Origin of the sequence: Paenibacillus sp. NPDC057934, from assembly GCF_042887565.1 — a bacterium.
In the GTDB taxonomy this organism is placed as follows: domain Bacteria; phylum Bacillota; class Bacilli; order Paenibacillales; family Paenibacillaceae; genus Paenibacillus_AQ.
This window is the reverse complement of the sequence record NZ_JBHVPB010000003.1, coordinates 482110-499047: the sequence shown is the minus strand read 5'-3', so window position 1 is coordinate 499047 and position 16938 is coordinate 482110. Positions and strand designations below refer to the sequence as shown.

Genomic DNA, 16938 nt, shown 5'->3' with positions numbered 1-16938 from the left:
ATACAAAAAGAGAGCCGCATATTTCATGCAGCTCCCCCACTATGCCCGACTTAGTGCAGTCTTTTACCCAGCTAACCGCAGAATCTTAAATCAGTTTATGCGCATACCACTTCTTGCCGCGGAACCGCCACAGGAAAATACCTCCGCGAACCGCCCATTCACTATTCATCGCCAGCCAAACCCCCAGAATACCGTAACCGAGCACGATTCCCAGGATATAGCCAAGAATTACCCGGAATAGCCACATGGTCAGCATCGAGGTGATAGAAGTAAATTTGGAGTCTCCCGCCGCCCGTAGCGCAGATGGCAGAACAAAGCTGATGGCCCACAGCGGCACCTGGGCGATGGAATTGACCAGCAACACCACAAACAGATCATGAATAATCTCCGGTGGCGGCGAGAAGATCGATACCAACGGGTGGAACAGTGGCATCAGAATTAAGGCAATCAGCGCCAGCGACCCGGAACCGATCCAGAGAAAGGCCTTGATGAACTTTCTGGCATCAGCGACATTACCCCGTCCAATACATTGACCAACCACCGTCACAATGGTTAGTGACAACGCGCTGACCGGAATCTGAAACACCATAGCGAGCGAACCTGCGATAGCATTGGTCGCAATGGCGTAGGTACCCAGGCTGACAATGAATACTTGGGTCAAAAGCTTACCGCCATTGAAGAACATCTGCTCTGCTGCGAATGGCAGGCCGATGAACATGATTTTTCGAAGCATAGTCATTGGAATATGGAATAAGTCGCGCACGCGGACTCGTAGTGCAGTGTCTACTTTGAACAGATAATACAAGGCACAGGCCATCCCCACATAACGGGCGATATTAATCGCAAGTGTCATTCCCAGCACACCCATATGCAGCAGGTTAATAAAAACTACGTTGAGGACAACGTACAGCAAGTTCATGATCAACGACAGTACCAGGGACGCCCGGGTTCTACCGACACCCCGTAAGGCTCCGCACACCGCCTGAACCGTAGCGATACCCAGATAAGAGATGCTGCTGCCGATCAGATAAACCCGCGCGCTATCCAGTACGTCGGCCGAAGCTGACCCGAACAGAAGATTAAGTATAGGCGTGTGGAAGCCCATCAGCAGAAGGCCGATGCCAACCGCGATCAGTGACACCGAAGTGACGGAGCCTGCTGTCGCCTGAGAGACCATTCGGTCATTGCCGCTCCCCTTATACTGTGCAACTACTACCGTTCCCCCGGTGGCAACCGCGACAAAGACGTTGATCAGGAAAATATTCAGCGCATCCACCATATTGACCGCACTGACCGCTGCTACTCCCGACGAGCTGATCATCGCGGTATTCACCAGGTTGAGCCCGATAATGAAAGCCTGATCAATCAAAACCGGAATAAACAACGCTATAATTTGCCGGTAATCCATGCTCTCCCCTGAGAGGTACTTTTCTAGAAAACGTTTCTTCGGAAGACGAGCGCGAAGCTGCATAACCATCATCACATTCTTTTCTGTAAAATTGGAAAAAACTCTTCACATGAAGAGCCTTTTCAGAAAATATACCAACTGTTCCGTGATCACTTTACATTCAGTTTACACTAAATACGATGTTAAGTCTGTACTCCAGGGCAACATATTTATCTCAAAAGCGGAATACGGATCGACTGGGTTGTCCACGCCGAAATAGTGTAGAATAAAAAAACAACCCGAATCAGGATTAGCAATGGCAGGTGATGAATAGATGTGGAAACCGAATCGGCAAAGCAGCAGGCCAGTGTATCTTCAAATCGCTGATCTTCTAGGAGAAAAAATAGCACAAGGCGAGTATCCGCCGGGCAGTCGGCTGCCCTCGGAACGGAAGCTGGCGGAGCAGTACAAAGTCAATCGCAGTACGGTAGTGCTTGCTTATTCGGAGCTGCGCTCACAGGGTGTGATCGAGACCCGGCCAGGCAGCGGGACGCTTGTCAGCCCGTTCAGGCAAAGAAGTGCGCCCCCTACGCCAAGTTGGCAGGCTTACGCAGATAGCGGCAACTTTCTGCCTAATCTTCCGCTGCTCCGCCGTGTCCGCGAAGCGCTGAAGCATGATCCCGAGCTGATTGATTTTGCCAGCGGAAAGCTTTCGTTAGAACTGGTGCCGACAGATGAGATGAATCGTATTATTGGCGAATACCGTTATTCGCCCCATGAAGGGCCTGATCTCCCCCAGGGATATCTCCCCCTTCGTCAGGCCTTGGCGGAATTTCTTGCGCGTTACAGAGGCATCCAGACGACCCCGGATTCCATTATGATTACCTCGGGCTCACAGCAATCGCTGTACTTAATTACCCAATGCCTGTTGTCACCAGGCGATGCCATTGGGGTCGAGTCCCCTTCTTTTTTCCGTTCATTGTCGATGTTCCGGTCGGCAGGTTTGCGGTTATTCAGGCTGCCTGTAGATGACCAGGGGATCTGCCCGGACAGTCTGCGCACGTTGCACAGGAAGCACCGGATCAAAATGCTATTCATCAATCCCAATTTTCAGAATCCCACTGGAACACTGCTGAGCAGGGAAAGACGTAAGCTGCTGCTGGAAACAGCCAGCGAGCTGCGGCTTCCTGTTGTAGAGGATGATCCGCTGGGCTTGACCGGATACAACGGCGAGCTGGCCTTCCCGCTGAAATCAGAGGATACAGCCTCAGGTATGCTTTATACAGGTTCCTTCTCCAGAATAGCTGCACCGGGCCTGCACATCGGCTGGATTGTCGCCCCGGAGTCCGTCCTCAGTCGCCTTGCCGATGCCAGACGGCAGATGGATCTTGGCTTCAGCATCATCCCTCAGCATATCGCGTCAGAGTTTATGTCTTCGCCCGCCTTCGTGTCCCACTTGGAGATGTTACGGCAAAGGCTGCTGTACAAGCGAGATTTAACCATTAGGGCATTGGAACAAGAGCTGCCTGGCATAATCAGCTTCAACAAACCTGAAGGTGGAATTTTTTTGTGGTGCAAGCTGTCAGGAGAGATCAACGAAAGCCGGCTGCTGGAGGCGGCGCTGCAGAGAGGCGTGGCGTTTGTGCCGGGCGGGGTATACGGCGCTGAGTCTGGTTATCTGCGGCTGTCCTATAGCAGACCGACAGACCAGGACATTGTACCTGGTATAGCCAGACTGGCGGACGCTGTGCGCGCTGAATTGCAGAAATAATAAAGGATTAAGGACACTAAACAAACCAAACAAGAGCCAGCCCTTAACGGGACTGGCTCTTGTTTGGCTGTGCTCTGCGAATGAGCAGCAGGTAGATAAAATAAGGTACACCGATCAGGGCGGTGAAGATTCCCGCCGGAATTTCCAGGGGAGGCAGAACCACGCGACCAAGCAAATCTGCCAGCGTAACCAGCAAAGCTCCCAGCAGAGCTGATACAGGCAAATACAATCGGCTGTCAGGACCGACTAGCCATTTGGACAACGGCGGGATGACCAAGCCAACAAAGCCAATCGTACCGGAGACAGCCACCGAACTTGCGGACAGCCCTACTGCTGTAAGCAGCAGCAGCACGCGTACCAGCTGGATACGCAGCCCTAGGCCGGTTACGGTATCTTCGTCCAATTGCAGCGTATTAATCTGACGGTGACTAAGCAGCGCGAGAAGCACGCCTCCCAGTGTCCAGGGCCAGAGCATTTCCACATGCTGCCATGAGCGGGCATAGAGACTACCCTTCAGCCAGACCAGTGCCTGGGAAGAATCCAGCGCATATTTGACGATCAAGAACGTAATCAGCGAATGAAAGCCCAGAGACACGGATACACCAGTTAATGCAAGTCGGGTAGGCCGGATTCCGCCGCGCTGGTAAGCGAACAAGTAGACGATCACAGCAGCTGTCACTGCTCCGGCAAAAGCTGCTATCGGGAGTCCCGCCGCGCTCCATGTCGGAAAAACGAGTAGCACAACCACTGCACCAAATCCGCCGCCGGCGGTGACACCCACAATATCAGGTGCAGCCAGCGGATTCCGGGTGACGCTCTGCAGGATAGCCCCGGCGACGGCCATATTGATCCCGGTCAGGACTGCAATAATCAGCCGCGGCAGACGATATTTAAGCACCAGCGGTTCTCCGCCGGACAGTTCGGCCAAAATCTCCCGCAGCGGCGTATTCACCGCACCGAAGCGGAGACTCAAGACCGCTGCTATAATCAGCAGCAATAACAATAACGCAATGATCTGCCCAAAACGGGTCCATTTTCTCAGTTTCATTATCTATGACCCTCCCGCTGACGGCGCAGCAGGTACAGAAAGAAAGGTACCCCCATGAATGCCGTAATAATACCTACTGGCAAATCGGCAGGATAAGTCAGCCACTGCGACAAAAAATCGGCAGCAGACAAAAGCACGGCCCCCATGATAGCAGACAGCGGTAAAATGACCTTGTGATCTAAACCGCCGAGCCGTTTCGCCATATGCGGCACCATGAGACCGATAAAACCGATCGGTCCCGCTACGGCGACAGCACTGCCTGTCAGAATAACGATCAGTACACCGATCAGTTGCCGGACCCGGGGTACATTTACCCCAAGCCCAGTGGCCAGCTCTTCCCCTTGCCCCAGCAAATTCAACGTTCGGGCCAGCAAAAAAGCTACGATTAGGGCGGGAATATCCAGTGCCCAGACCAATTTGTTGTCACTCCATGTAGTCCCTGTCAATTTTCCGGCCATCCAGTACAAAATTTCGATAAGCTGCGTCTCATAGAGCAAAATAAATCCGGTTGTTAAAGCACCCATAAATGCGCTTATCGCAACACCTGCCAGCATTAGCCGGGAGGCATCGTTTCCACTGTAACGGGATAGCCAGGAAATTAAGAGACCGATAGCCCCGGCACCGCATAAAGAAGCCAGCAGGATCACGGCCGAGCTGTCCCTCTCGCCAAATCCGATGATGGCAATAACTGCGAAGCAGGAAGCACCTTGGTTAATCCCCAGAATCTCGGGATCAGACAGCGGATTGCGGGTCATACTCTGTAGCAGACAGCCCGCAACCGCAAGCCCGGCGCCCAAAATAATGGACAGGAGCAGCCGGGGCGCGCGAATGGACCACAATGTGTAAGTCAAGACTTCATCGCTTGTGGTGGAGAACAACGTAGACCAAGTCAATCCCTTTACCCGGTAGCTGAGGCTGACAGCGGCTATAGCAAGCAGAAGCACTCCGAAAATGCTGAAAACCAACCACAAGGGGGGCGCTTTACGCGCCTCCCCTTCTTTTTTCAAACCGATATCACTCAAAAGAGATCTCTCCCTACTTGGATGCACTTTTTTCCTTCAGGATATCCTGAACCTGAGTCAAAATCTGATCCGCTGCAATCGGCCCACGGGCGCGCGCCCATAGATCACGGTCTACATTCACAAGATGGCCTTCCTTCACAGCCTTCATATCTTGATACAGCGGGTTCGACTTCAGCTTGTCTGTACTGTCGCCATACAACATAATATAATCCGGGTTCAGCTCATGCAAGCGTTCCAATGCCATACGCGTACCCTCGCCCTTGCCTTCTGTACTGGTAATCTCTCCATTGAACGCATAATTCAGGCCACTTTGCGTCAAGAGCGTTCCGATAAAGGAATCCTTGATCCAAACCGTGAAGTGATCGTCGAAGTAGCCGACTACCAGCACCGAAGGGGAGCCTTTCATACTACTCTTCACTTCTGCAATCTTCGCTTTCAGTCTATTGTTCACCTTGTTGGCTTCTTCACTCTTGCCCAGCATTTCTCCAATAGTAGTTACATTGCTCAAGATTTGATCAATACTCGCATCATCAAAAGCAACCGTCTGCGCTATGCCTTCCAATTCCTTGCGAATCATGGCATGACGATCCACACTGGCAATGATCAGATCTGGCTTCAGGGACTGGATGACCTCCAGATTGGGTGCCTTGCGCTCTCCCACATCAGCCACTCCTGTCACTTTATCCGCCAGATATTCCGGTACTTTGGTCTTGCCTACACCCGCATTCCCTACAGGCGTTACTCCAAGGGCAGTCAACGTATCAATAAAGGAAAAATCCAGTGTAACGATTTTTTGCGGCGTCTGTGCAAACTCCGTTTCGCCCCATGCGTGCTTAATAGAGACAGCCTTGGAAGCTTGCTCGGTGGGAGTGGCCTCCTCTTTTGTTGTGTTAGAGCCGGAAACCGCCGTTTGATCTTTATTGCCGCAGCCAGCCAGAGCAAGGCTTAGCAGAATAGTAAAAATAATCCCCATATGTAGCTTTCTTTTACGCATCTCTGTTTTTCTTCCCCTCTTATGAAAATGATAATTATTATCAATGATTAGTTTAAGACAAGACCGCCACTTTTACACCATCCGGTTTTTCAAACAGGACCTCATCCAGTTTGGCTCAAATAAACAAGAAAAAACCCTGCCACTTTTCGGCAGAGCTCTTCATGTTATATCTACTTCGCTGATTCTCACTCACCGTTTCACATACCGATCAAGGGCCGCACTTTGGATCTCAATCGCCCGGTCGATCTTCAAAGCCTTGATCTGAGCTACGTAATCGTCGAAGTTCTCCAGCGGCTCGATGCCAAAAATCATCTTCAGGGACATTTCGTCCACCATAGTCGTAACATCCGCCATGATCGCAGAGAATTCCGTACTCTCCTTCTCTGTTTTGGAAATTTGCGGAAACAGGGTGTTTCTGGCATCGGTTCCCGACCAGGTCTCGACAGCATCTTGCTGCTCCGGCAGGAAATAGTACTGCTCCAGATAACGGGCGTCCTGTACAAAAGGACCAAAATAACTGGCTCGTGTATACATGGCAAGCGACTGAGCCGGAGCCAGTCTGTCTGGATTCTGCATGATGAGATCCGTATAAGCCGGATACCCGTCCTTCATCTCATAGCTGATGCCCTCCATGCCGAAGTTAAAAAGTAGATGTCCCGCGGGACTGTAGCCGTAATCCAGCATACGAACCGCTTCCTCCACATTCTTGCTACTGCTGGAAATCGCTACACCGCCGCTGCCCATGTAGGCATTGGCCCGCTGCCCGAATTTCGGCTTCTCTCCGGCATGAAGCACCGGGTAGGGAGCCGGGACGAACTTGGCCTGCGGCCATTTGTCCTTCACCGCGGGTTGCCATATACCAATGCCTGCACCGGCATTCCAAATGCTGGCCCCGCTGCGGCCGGAGATCATATTGGCATCAAGCGTCTTGGTGTCGACCGAAGACATATTTTTGTCAATCAGACCCTCGGCATACCACTCGCGGAATAGGGCCAGAAAGGATTTGTATCCAGGCTCTATTGCCCCATACTTCACTTGACCCTGATCCAGATAAAAGCCTTTCTTGATCCCGTAGGCCCCGACAAAGGCTCCGCTCTCGATACCGAACAACGGGCTGGGAACGCCCAGGAAGCTGAGGGGGGCCGCAATGCCTTTTTTCTCCTTAAAAGCCTTCAGGACGGTATACCAATCCTCTATTGTGGCAGGCACCTGAAACCCTAGCTCATCCAGCCAATCCTTGCGGATAATCGGACCCTGATACGTAAGCAGCCTCTCATCCCCCTGAATAAACGGAAACACGTAGTAGCTGCCGCTGTCCGTCTTAACCTGCTTATCGATCTCGGGATGCTCACGAAGGTATTGCTTCAGATGGGGTGCATACTTGTCCATGGCTTCATTCAAACGCAAAATGTACCCGTCGCTGATTGCCTTCTCAGGTCCCCCGGGAAAACCGGCCCATTCGTACTCCAGCATATCCGGTAGATCCCCTGAAGCTAGCAACACATTAATGGCTTCTCTGGCCTGATTGGCCGGAGGCTGAATGAAATTCAGCTTCACCCCTGTCCGGCGTTGCCATTCCTGAAAGAAGGGAACGTCCTGAAAGGTCGGCTTGATATTGCCAGCATTGCCATTCAGCTCTGCCCAATAAGTGAGCGTCTTGTTCGTGTGAATCGGATAACCGTCCTCTTGGGGAATAGCCGACACTATACTTTTTTGCGCTAAAGATGGCAAGGAGACCTCCTGCTGCTTCGGCACCTGTGCCTTGCAGGAGGAGCCCAACACCGCGAGCAAGAGCAGCAGCCACAGGAACTGCCGGAATCGACCGAATCGCCCCTGCTTGCCTGCCTTAGCTGACAAGTTCTGATCACGCAGATCGACTGTATTCTGTTCTCCCGCGTCCCTCTCTACGTTGCTCTCCGTTCCTTGTTCGCTCATGAAACGTCCTCCTTTCTTCCGGATGTATCACTTCATTTCCTTGAATTTGCCCGGGGTAATCCCCTCATATTTCTTAAATACGCGAATAAAGGTCGCCACCTCGTTGTATCCGGCCTGCTTAGCGATATCTGAAATTGAGGCCTGTCTCGTCTTCAGCATCTCCTTGGCCTGCCCAATCCGGTATTTGTTGATATAATCCAGCACGCCTTCTCCGGTCTGGCTCTTGAACAGCTTCGATAAATAACTGCCCTTCATGTTAAAATGCTCGCCGATCATATTGACGCTCAGATTGGAATTACTGTATTGGTCTTCGATATGCGCCGTAACCTTGAGAACCAAATCACGCAGCGACTCTGCCCGTTCATGTGAGACGTTCTGCTCCAGCTTGGCTGCGGCAAACGCGCAGACCTCAGCAACCAGTGTCTGGAGCTCCGCCTTCATCTCCAGGATCGTGTCGCAAGCAATGATTTGATCCAGCCATAAAGGGTTATCGCCCAACATGCTACTGTCCCCGTCGCCAAGCTCGTTCATCGCCTTCACCATGGTTCCAGCCAGATTAAAGATCAGACACCTTGCAAGCGTCAGTGAAATAACCGGCTGATTAAAGTTACGGTCCGTCACCTCGTCGATGATTTTCGTGACCTGCTCCATGTCCCCCACCTTGATCAGATTGATAATCTGTTGCTCCACCTGCAGCGGATAATAATATCCTGTCTGTGAATGATCCGTCGTCTCTTTGCGAATTTCGTCATAGGCAATGATCTCCTGTTTGCCCAGCACCATTTTGTAGGCCATGGCGTCTACTGCCTCGCGGTAAGCTTCAGCGATACCTGACAGGGAGGAATGAATGCCGCCGATGGACAGCGTCAGTACCATGTGGTAGCTGGCCAGAAAGCGCTGCGCTTCCGCAGCCATAGCTTTCAGGTCTTCTTTGAACACAGTGGATTCCGGCTCTCCGCAATTCACCAGACACACCATCATATCATCCACTTCCACCATATATCCGACATGATGGTACTGCTCGGCTAGCTCCTCCACCACATTACTGATAATGAACTGAATCAGCTTGCTTTTCTCATGCAGATCAATGCCCGGCAGCTGAGTGGACAGACTTTCGCCGTTCTCCACCATGAACAGGATCACCGCAAACTCCTCGGACAACAGCTTAATGTCAAAAGACTCGAAAGCCTCTTCATAAGGAATCAACGGGTCCGTCTTGCCTTTGAGGAGCCGATTGAGCATATTGGAACGTAACACATGCTGGTGAGACTCCAGCTGTAGGGCGATTTTTTCCTTTTCACTTCTGGTCTTCGAGATGGATCTTTGAATAAAGCTCAATTCGTTCCAATCTGTCCGTTCTTCATGAGAGTTCTTGTCTGTCAGAAGCTGTACGAGCTGCTGAATCGGCGAATAATTGCGGCGCATAAAAAACCAGGTCAGCACCCCCGCGCTCACAAAACTGAGAAAGAGGCTGATATAAGTGAATCTGCGGACATACTCCGCTTTTTCCCAATAAATACTGCTTGGGATCGTCAGGACATATTTTAATTTGGAAATAGAAGATTGGATGTAAAAAAGCTCGGAATCCCCGTCTCTTGCCGGGATATTCATGACTTGGCTGCTGTCGGCCGGCAAATCCTGCAATAACTGATCCAGATTAATGGATACTGGCAGATTGGACAGCAGTACCTCGTTCTCCTCATTAAGGACCATAATTTGACCACCGCTGAAACCGGATATGCTCTCGATGGCTTTCTGGAACCTTGCGGTATCCGCCATGACCACTACTGTTCCCGTCTCCCTCCCGTTCAAATCCTTGGGCAAGTGGGTCAGGTAGGCTATGCCGGTCTGCGGTTTGGCCGAATCTAGATGGGGCAGCAGCAGAAAACGGTTATTTGCCGATTGATGGATCATATCCAGCCACTGTTCATAGGTCAGGGAACCGGTATTGTGAATTGTATTGAAAGCGGTTTCTAAATCACGTACATTACCGGACCGAATGACAGACCCGTCTTGATCCCAGGTGACATAGAACTCGTCAATGGAAGCATACGAAGTCTGATACATCCGCAGCTCTTTGACCAATTGATAGACCGTGAACTGGGCATCGCCCGGGGTTTTGCTGGAATACATCAGATCCTGAAGCTTGTTGTTCCAGGTCATCTCCATATTCAGACGCTTCATCAGATCAATCTGGGTGTCAATGGTATACCGAACCTGTCTTAGCATCGAATCATTGGCACGATGAATCTCACTTTTCAGCGCCTGACTAGACTGGGTGTATACCAGCAGGCTGACAATCATCGGCACGAACAAGACCGCGCTGTATGAGATTAACCAGGTTACAATGATACTTTTCCGTTTCTCCCACAAATATTTTAGATTCAAAAAAACCCCTCATCTTCTGATTTGATTTGGATTCGGCGTATCCTTATTATACCGATCATTTCAGCAGAGGGAATGTTCAAAAAGTTAAAACGGATTGATAAAAATGACAATTACCCGAGTGGAAGGTTCCATTTCGGGTCATTGTCATTTGAGTGTTTATGACTGCAAAAAGCTATAACTACGCGGATAAGGCTGGGCGATGGCTTCCACGAAGGGTATCTGCGTGGATGCGGGAGACAGCACCTCAAAAAATCCGGTGCTGCCAGCCCCTCAGCTTGGCGATGGCCTCCACGAAGAAGTAGTCGCCATAAATTAGCGACACGTCCACGTTCTCACCGGCCGGCTTGTGGCCGGTGCCATGGAGGAGGATGGCCTCATGGCTGTCATCCTCCCATGTGCTGTAGTGCGCATCCAGCGAACCCAGGATGCGCTCCGCCGCCGCGCGATAGACCCGGCCTTCGGCCGGTGTCAGACGCTCGGCGATCTCCAGCAGCCCCGACGCTGCGCAGGCGGCTGCTGAGGTGTCGCGCGGCTCGCCGGCAAGGCTGGCTGCCGCGCGGAAATCCCAGTGCGCGACCTCATCCTCCGGGAGGTTCGCGAGGAAACAATGGGCGACTCGCCGCGCCGCATGCAGGAATACCTCATCGCCGGTGTGGCGATAGGTATTCGCCATGCCGTAGAGCGCCCATGCCGCGCCCCGGCTCCAGCCGGAATCCGGGGCATGGCCCTGCCCGCCGAGCACTTCGAGGCGCTCGCCGGAATCCGGGTCGAACACCACAATGTGGTTCACCGACCCGTCATCCCGGATGAAGTGCTTCAGCACGGTCTCCGCATGGGACCGGGCGATCTGCGCGAACCGGGGGTCGCCGGACTGCTGCGAAGCCCAGAACAGCAGCGACAAGTTCATAGAAGTGTCGATGATGGACCAGCCGTGCTTGTCGCCGTTCCAGGCCCGGATGAACCGGCCATTCAGGTTGTACCGTCCGGCGAGAAAGTTCGCCGCGAACAACCCGCGGCGCAGACCGTCCGCATCGCCGGTCAGCAGATGCTTGAACACGGCCGTGGGCAAGAATTGAAAGCCCACGTCATGATCGTAGGCATTAGGCTCCTGCATGAGCCGCTCGAGCCGCTCATCCCAGCTCCAGGCAGCCTCCTTGTAAACTTCCTTGCCAGTCATGTCGTACATAAGCCACAGGATACCCGGCCAGAAACCGGACGTCCACCAGTCGATCCGCTTATCGTCATACTTGCCGTCTTTCCCGGCTACATGCGGGGATTTATCGCCGATCAACCGGAGCATAAGTGCCGTTTTGCGCTCCAGTCTGCCCCAGACTGCGGCCGCATCGAAGGTATATTGTGTTGTTTTCATAATAGAGGTGCTCCTTTCTATTAATCTTGCTGATAACATTTTAAGATCGTATTATATAAAGTGAATTTAAGAGTCAAACAGAATTTCCTGTGTCTCTCTGGCAAAGACGGGCTTTCAACCGCAATTGTCTCGGACTCCGTTAAGAAGGTCAATCGTATTTCATTCCACATTCCCAATTAAGAGCATTTTTGTACCTTATATTTCTTGTTTAGAGGAAAATTAAGGATATAAGAGCAATATTGTACCTTATTTCGTGAAAAGTGTCCTCATGGGACTATATCAGGAAGAATTAGCATACAAAAATGCACTTATTTTACTCATATCATCCATTCCAATAAAATTAAGGTACAAAAATGCCGTTATTTACACTCGGAGCCGCTTGAGAGTAGTAGCCAGGGAGCGGCTTGAGTTGCTTGAGTTACCTGAGCTGCCTGAGTTACTTGAGTTGCCTGTGTTGCTTGAGTTACCTGAGCTGCCTGAGTTACTTGAGTTGCCTGTGTTGCCTGTGTTGCCTGTGTTGCCTGTGTTACTTGAGTTGCTTGAGTTACCAGAGCTGCCTGAGCTGCCTGAGCTGCCTGAGTTGCCTGTGTTGCCTGTGTTACTTGAGTTACTTGAGTTGCCTGTGTTGCCTGTGTTGCTTGTGTTGCTTGAGTTACCTGAGCTGCCTAAGTTACTTGAGTTACTTGAGTTACTTGAGCTGCCTGAGTTACTTGAGTTACTTGAGTTACTTGAGTTACTTGAGTTACTTGAGTTACTTGAGTTACTTGAGTTACTTGAGTTACTTGAGTTTCTTGAGCAGCTTGAGCAGCTTGGGAGTACCTTGAGTACCTTGAGTACCTTGAGTAGCTTAAGCAGCTCGGGAGTAGCTTCGGAGTATCTTGAGAAACAAACATAGGTCCTAATCCTCACTACCGTGGATAATTTGGACTTCCGGTCACTTTGTCTCGAGAGAGATTCCCTCTTTTCAATGACTTCTAGTGGTTAAATCTTCTGGTCACAGTTTATACTTGGACGCGAGATTTCCTACAGTAATCTTTCCAGGCGATCGCTTTCGCTCCTACAGTTCCCAACTTCTCCCTTCGCTTCTTCTCGCTTTCTGTTACTTTCTTTTATTCATCTTATATACTTGTTTAATGCTCATTATCTCTGGGCAATTAACCAGCTATTTACTGTTCATTAACACGTTACTATCGACAACTCCCCGCTATCTCTTACCCTTTCAGCGAACCTACCATAACGCCCTTAACGAAAAAACGCTGTACGAACGGATATACACATAGAATCGGAATCGTAGCTACCATAATCGTCGCGTATTTGATCGTTTCGCCGATCTGCTGACGGTCTCCGGCGCTGGCCCCGGCGGACATGCTGTCCGTGGAGTTGGCGATCAGAATCTCGCGAAGCACCAGCTGCAGCGGATACAGCTCTCGGCTCTTGATAAATACGGAGGCATAGAACCAGCCATTCCATTTATCTACGGCATAATACAGAATCATCACGGCGATAACCGGCATGGAGAGTGGAATGATAATGCGGAACAGGATGGTGAAATGGTTCGCCCCGTCGATTTTGGCCGATTCCTCCAGGCTGTCGGGGATGCCCATAAAGGCCGTGCGCATAATGATCAGATTGAACGTGCTGATCGCAAAAGGAATGATGGTCGACCACAGCGAATCCAGCAGCCCTACCCCTTTGACGACAAGATACAATGGAATCAGTCCACCATTAAAAAACATCGTAAAAATAATCAGCACCATGAAGGCATTATTCCACAGCACATTCTTGCGAGACAGCACATAGGCGCCCAACGCTGTCATGACGAGGTTAACGGCAAGGCCGGCTACCACGATGAACATCGTATTGCGGTACCCGGTCAGGATGCCGGAGTTGGCCAGCACGCTTTTATAAGCATCAAAGTTAATACCGAGCGGCCGCCACAGAATTCCCTTATGTACCATCAGCTGACCGGAGTCGCTAAAGGAGGCGAACAGCACATACAACAGCGGGTACAATGTGACCACAACAAGAAAAGTCAGAAACACATAGATGCCGGCATAAAACAGTTTATCGAAAATAGAGCTTTCTTCCTTCATGGGTTTCACCTCACCACAAGCTGTTTTTGTTCACTTTGCGGCTCACATAATTCGCGGTAACCAGCAGCGCCAAGTTGATTACTGAATTAAACAAACCTACGGCAGAGCTGTAGCTCCAGCCGAATTCAAGCAGACCCTTCCGGTAGACAAAGGACGATATAACATCGGCTGTCTCGTACGTGATTGGGTTGTAGAGTAGAATGATTTTCTCGAAGCCGACATTGAGCAGGTTGCCCATTCGCAGAATGAGCATAATGGAGATGGTCGGCAGAATCCCCGGCAATGTGATGTAAAACATCTGCTTGAACCGGCTGGCACCATCCATACGGGCCGCTTCGTATTGCTCCACATCAATGCTCATCAGCGCGGCGATATAAATAATCGACTCCCAGCCGATTCGCTGCCAGATCTCTGACAGGATGTAGATGGGGCGGAACAGCTCCGGCTTTTGCAGCATGGCTTGACCATCATAGCCGAAATAAGTGAACAAGCTGTTGATAATACCGTCTGCATTCGTGAAGTCGGTAATAATCCCGCAAATGACCACGAGTGAAATAAAATAAGGCATATAGGTAATCGTCTGGGCTACCCGCTTGAAGGATTTGCTGCGCACCTCATTGATCAGAAGCGCCAGGATGATGGGTGCGGGAAACTCAAAGATCAGGGAATACAGGCTGATGACGATTGTATTTTTCAATATCCGCCAGAAATAATAGCTGTTGAAGAAATCTTGAAAATGCTTTAGTCCGACCCAGTCGCTGCCCAGAATCCCCTTCATAGGGGAGTATTCCTTGAAGGCGATGAGCGCCCCGTACATCGGGGCATAGTGAAAGATCAGATAATACGCGACTACAGGGATCATCATGAGATAGAGATACTTGTTGATCCGGAAGTCGCGGATAAAACGATTGGTGCTTCTAGCTGATCCCAGCGTTTGCTTGCCCACTGCGGGTTGTGTTTTTGCCATATGGTTGTCTCACCTCTATCCAATTTGAGAGAGAGGGCAGGCGCGCCCCCTCCTTCTTATCCTGATGATCTTAACGTGCCTTATAACGATCCAGAGCGGCCTGCTGAATAGCAATAGCGCGGTCCAGGTGAAGCGAATTCATTTTGTCCACATAGCTTTCGTACTTATCAACTGGCTCCTGACCCAAAATAATCTTCAGCGTCATCTCATCCACCAGCGTGTTGATATCGTTCATAATGGTTGCGTATTCGGAGCTTTCCTCCGGTGTCGGTGTGATCGGCGGCAAGCTGTATTTGGCTGCGTCGGTGTTCTTCCAGATGCCTACTGCATCACGCTGAGTTTGCAGGGCAAAAAATTGCTCGGCATACCGTTTGTCTTGAATGAAAGGGCCGTTATAGCTGCCGCGGGCATACATCGAAATGGCCTGTGCCGGAGCCAGCTTGTCAGGGTTCTTCATCAGCAGATCGGTATATTTCGGATAACCGTCTTCCATGTTATAGCTGACGCCTTCCGTCCCAAAGTTAAAGAACAGCCGGCCTTCCTCGCTATAGCCGTAATCCAGCATTTCCACAGCCAGGACTGGGTCCTTGGCAGAGGTCGAGATAGCGACCGTTCCTTCAGAAGCGTACGCCTGATGCTTTTGACCGAACTTCGGTGTTTCTCCTTTATTCAAAACCGGATAAGGCGCTGCCACCAGCACGGCTTTCGGATCATTGCCTTCCACCAGCGGCTGCCATTTGCCAATCCCTCCGCCCGCGTTACCTACGGATGCGCCTGTCGATCCCGAGGCCATATTGCTATCCAGTGATTTCGAGTCCGCGGTTGCAATGTTCTTGTCAATCAGACCATCGGCATACCACTGACGGAACAGCTTCAGATATTCTTTGAATCCGCTTTCAGAAGGACCAAACTTAATCTTGCCATCCTCCTGATAGAAGCCGCGTGTCACGCCGAAGGCGCCCAGGAAAGCACCGTTACCGGATTCATTGAAGAAACGCGGTTTGCTTACGACTGCAAAAGGTGCCTTGGCGCCTTTCTTCTCCTTGAACGCTGTCAGTGTCTTCGTCCAGTCTTCGATGGTTTCTGGTACGGGTAGACCCAGTTCATCCAGCCAGTCCTGGCGGATAATAGGTCCCTGGAACACCCGCAGGAAATCGTCCCCCCGAACAAATGGGAAGGCATAATAACTGCCGCTGTCGGTCTTCACCATTTTGTCCACATCAGGATTGTCCTGGAGATATTTCTTCAGATTTGGTGCGTGTTTGTCGATCAGATCGTTCAGCTTCAGAATGTATCCGTCATTTATCGCTTTCTCAGGCCCCCCTGGAAAGTCGCCCAAAAAGTTGTATTCAATCATATCCGGCAAATCACCGGAAGCCAGCATCACATTCAGTGCTTCCTTCACCTGTCCGGTCGGCGGGGCGGTAAACTTAAGCGGTACTCCGGTTTGCTTTTGCCAATCTCTAAAAAAAGGAACATCCTCATGCGTCGCTGCAACCCCGATCAGGTTGCCGTTGATTTCTCCCCAATAAGTGAGCTTCTTGTCTGTCTTGATGGGATAGGTCACTGCTTCACTGCTTGTTTCCGTGTCATTCGTTGACCCTGTATTCTTGCTGTTCGTTGTCGTCTCTTCTTTAGAAGAACACGCGGCCAGCGACGTCCCCAGCATCATGAGGACCAGCACAGAAGATAACCATTTTTTCATTACATGACCTCCGCTATTTTAGGTTATGGTAGTGGTGAGATGCATCTCTTCCACAGGTTACCTGAAGCAGCAGGGGGATAATATGGGCAAAAACAGAGATACCATTGGCAATTTGCGCCAGGCGATGGATCATAAATGAAATAGAATGGGCAAAATCGGAAATGAACCAATCAACTTTTCGTTGATTCCCGCAAAAATTTCGGTTATAAATGTAAAATAATGTTTCGGAAGCGCTTTTTTCGTTATATAATAGCTTCGA

At 50.8% G+C, this 16938-nt stretch carries 12 protein-coding genes; 2 read left to right on the top strand and 10 right to left on the bottom strand.

What is annotated here, in order from left to right; translation table 11 throughout:
- Positions 1 to 85: 85 nt before the first annotated feature.
- Positions 86 to 1477 carry an MATE family efflux transporter gene (locus tag ACFVRY_RS09580; RefSeq protein ID WP_379465528.1) on the bottom strand — a complete coding sequence of 464 codons (1392 nt, stop codon included), beginning with the start codon at positions 1475 to 1477 and terminating at the stop codon, positions 86 to 88.
- Between the two features lie 244 nt (positions 1478 to 1721).
- Here ACFVRY_RS09580 and pdxR point away from each other — a divergent pair, with 244 nt between their 5' ends.
- On the top strand, positions 1722 to 3158 hold the full coding sequence (gene pdxR / locus ACFVRY_RS09575; protein WP_387499562.1) for a MocR-like pyridoxine biosynthesis transcription factor PdxR: 1437 nt from the start codon (positions 1722 to 1724) through the stop codon (positions 3156 to 3158).
- Positions 3159 to 3201: 43 nt separating this feature from the next.
- Here the strand turns inward: pdxR and ACFVRY_RS09570 are convergent, their stop codons facing one another.
- The 6 genes from ACFVRY_RS09570 to ACFVRY_RS09545 form a co-directional block, all read right to left on the bottom strand.
- A complete protein-coding gene (locus ACFVRY_RS09570) occupies positions 3202 to 4206 on the bottom strand; it encodes a FecCD family ABC transporter permease (RefSeq protein WP_387499559.1) in 1005 nt (334 codons plus the stop codon).
- The gene (locus ACFVRY_RS09565) at positions 4206 to 5228 is read right to left on the bottom strand and encodes a FecCD family ABC transporter permease (RefSeq protein ID WP_387499557.1); all 1023 of its coding nucleotides are present in this window, start codon (positions 5226 to 5228) and stop codon (positions 4206 to 4208) included. Before ACFVRY_RS09565 ends, ACFVRY_RS09570 begins: the two co-directional genes overlap by 1 nt.
- Before the next feature lie 13 nt (positions 5229 to 5241).
- Complete coding sequence (locus tag ACFVRY_RS09560; RefSeq protein ID WP_387499555.1) at positions 5242 to 6222, bottom strand: ABC transporter substrate-binding protein; 981 nt, start codon at positions 6220 to 6222, stop codon at positions 5242 to 5244.
- A 189-nt stretch (positions 6223 to 6411) separates the two neighbouring features.
- Positions 6412 to 8157 carry an extracellular solute-binding protein gene (locus tag ACFVRY_RS09555; RefSeq protein WP_387499553.1) on the bottom strand — a complete coding sequence of 582 codons (1746 nt, stop codon included), beginning with the start codon at positions 8155 to 8157 and terminating at the stop codon, positions 6412 to 6414.
- A gap of 27 nt (positions 8158 to 8184) precedes the next feature.
- Positions 8185 to 10545 (bottom strand): helix-turn-helix domain-containing protein, encoded by a 2361-nt coding sequence (locus ACFVRY_RS09550; protein WP_387499551.1) that lies wholly within the window; start codon positions 10543 to 10545, stop codon positions 8185 to 8187.
- A 244-nt stretch (positions 10546 to 10789) separates the two neighbouring features.
- A complete protein-coding gene (locus ACFVRY_RS09545; RefSeq protein ID WP_387499549.1) occupies positions 10790 to 11914 on the bottom strand; it encodes a glycoside hydrolase family 88 protein in 1125 nt (374 codons plus the stop codon).
- 268 nt (positions 11915 to 12182) lie between these two features.
- Between ACFVRY_RS09545 and ACFVRY_RS09540 the strand changes: the two genes are divergently transcribed.
- Complete coding sequence (locus ACFVRY_RS09540) at positions 12183 to 12809, top strand: hypothetical protein (protein ID WP_387499547.1); 627 nt, start codon at positions 12183 to 12185, stop codon at positions 12807 to 12809.
- 316 nt (positions 12810 to 13125) lie between these two features.
- On the opposite strand, the gene ACFVRY_RS09535 is transcribed toward ACFVRY_RS09540, so the two are convergent.
- The 3 genes from ACFVRY_RS09535 to ACFVRY_RS09525 form a co-directional block, all read right to left on the bottom strand.
- Positions 13126 to 14007: a carbohydrate ABC transporter permease gene (locus tag ACFVRY_RS09535; protein WP_387499545.1), complete on the bottom strand. Its 882-nt coding sequence runs from the start codon at positions 14005 to 14007 to the stop codon at positions 13126 to 13128.
- Between the two features lie 10 nt (positions 14008 to 14017).
- Complete coding sequence (locus ACFVRY_RS09530) at positions 14018 to 14974, bottom strand: ABC transporter permease (RefSeq protein WP_387499543.1); 957 nt, start codon at positions 14972 to 14974, stop codon at positions 14018 to 14020.
- A 70-nt stretch (positions 14975 to 15044) separates the two neighbouring features.
- Positions 15045 to 16679 carry a type 2 periplasmic-binding domain-containing protein gene (locus tag ACFVRY_RS09525; protein ID WP_387499541.1) on the bottom strand — a complete coding sequence of 545 codons (1635 nt, stop codon included), beginning with the start codon at positions 16677 to 16679 and terminating at the stop codon, positions 15045 to 15047.
- Positions 16680 to 16938: the final 259 nt, after the last annotated feature.

Coding starts and splice junctions, on each gene's coding strand:
- ACFVRY_RS09545 (WP_387499549.1), bottom strand. CDS start 11,914: ATGAAAACAACACAATATACCTTCGATGCGGCCGCAGTCTGGGGCAGA.
- ACFVRY_RS09570 (WP_387499559.1), bottom strand. CDS start 4,206: ATGAAACTGAGAAAATGGACCCGTTTTGGGCAGATCATTGCGTTATTG.
- ACFVRY_RS09540 (WP_387499547.1), top strand. CDS start 12,183: ATGGGACTATATCAGGAAGAATTAGCATACAAAAATGCACTTATTTTA.
- ACFVRY_RS09525 (WP_387499541.1), bottom strand. CDS start 16,679: ATGAAAAAATGGTTATCTTCTGTGCTGGTCCTCATGATGCTGGGGACG.
- ACFVRY_RS09530 (WP_387499543.1), bottom strand. CDS start 14,974: ATGGCAAAAACACAACCCGCAGTGGGCAAGCAAACGCTGGGATCAGCT.
- ACFVRY_RS09560 (WP_387499555.1), bottom strand. CDS start 6,222: ATGCGTAAAAGAAAGCTACATATGGGGATTATTTTTACTATTCTGCTA.
- ACFVRY_RS09555 (WP_387499553.1), bottom strand. CDS start 8,157: ATGAGCGAACAAGGAACGGAGAGCAACGTAGAGAGGGACGCGGGAGAA.
- ACFVRY_RS09535 (WP_387499545.1), bottom strand. CDS start 14,007: ATGAAGGAAGAAAGCTCTATTTTCGATAAACTGTTTTATGCCGGCATC.
- ACFVRY_RS09580 (WP_379465528.1), bottom strand. CDS start 1,477: ATGGTTATGCAGCTTCGCGCTCGTCTTCCGAAGAAACGTTTTCTAGAA.
- pdxR (WP_387499562.1), top strand. CDS start 1,722: ATGTGGAAACCGAATCGGCAAAGCAGCAGGCCAGTGTATCTTCAAATC.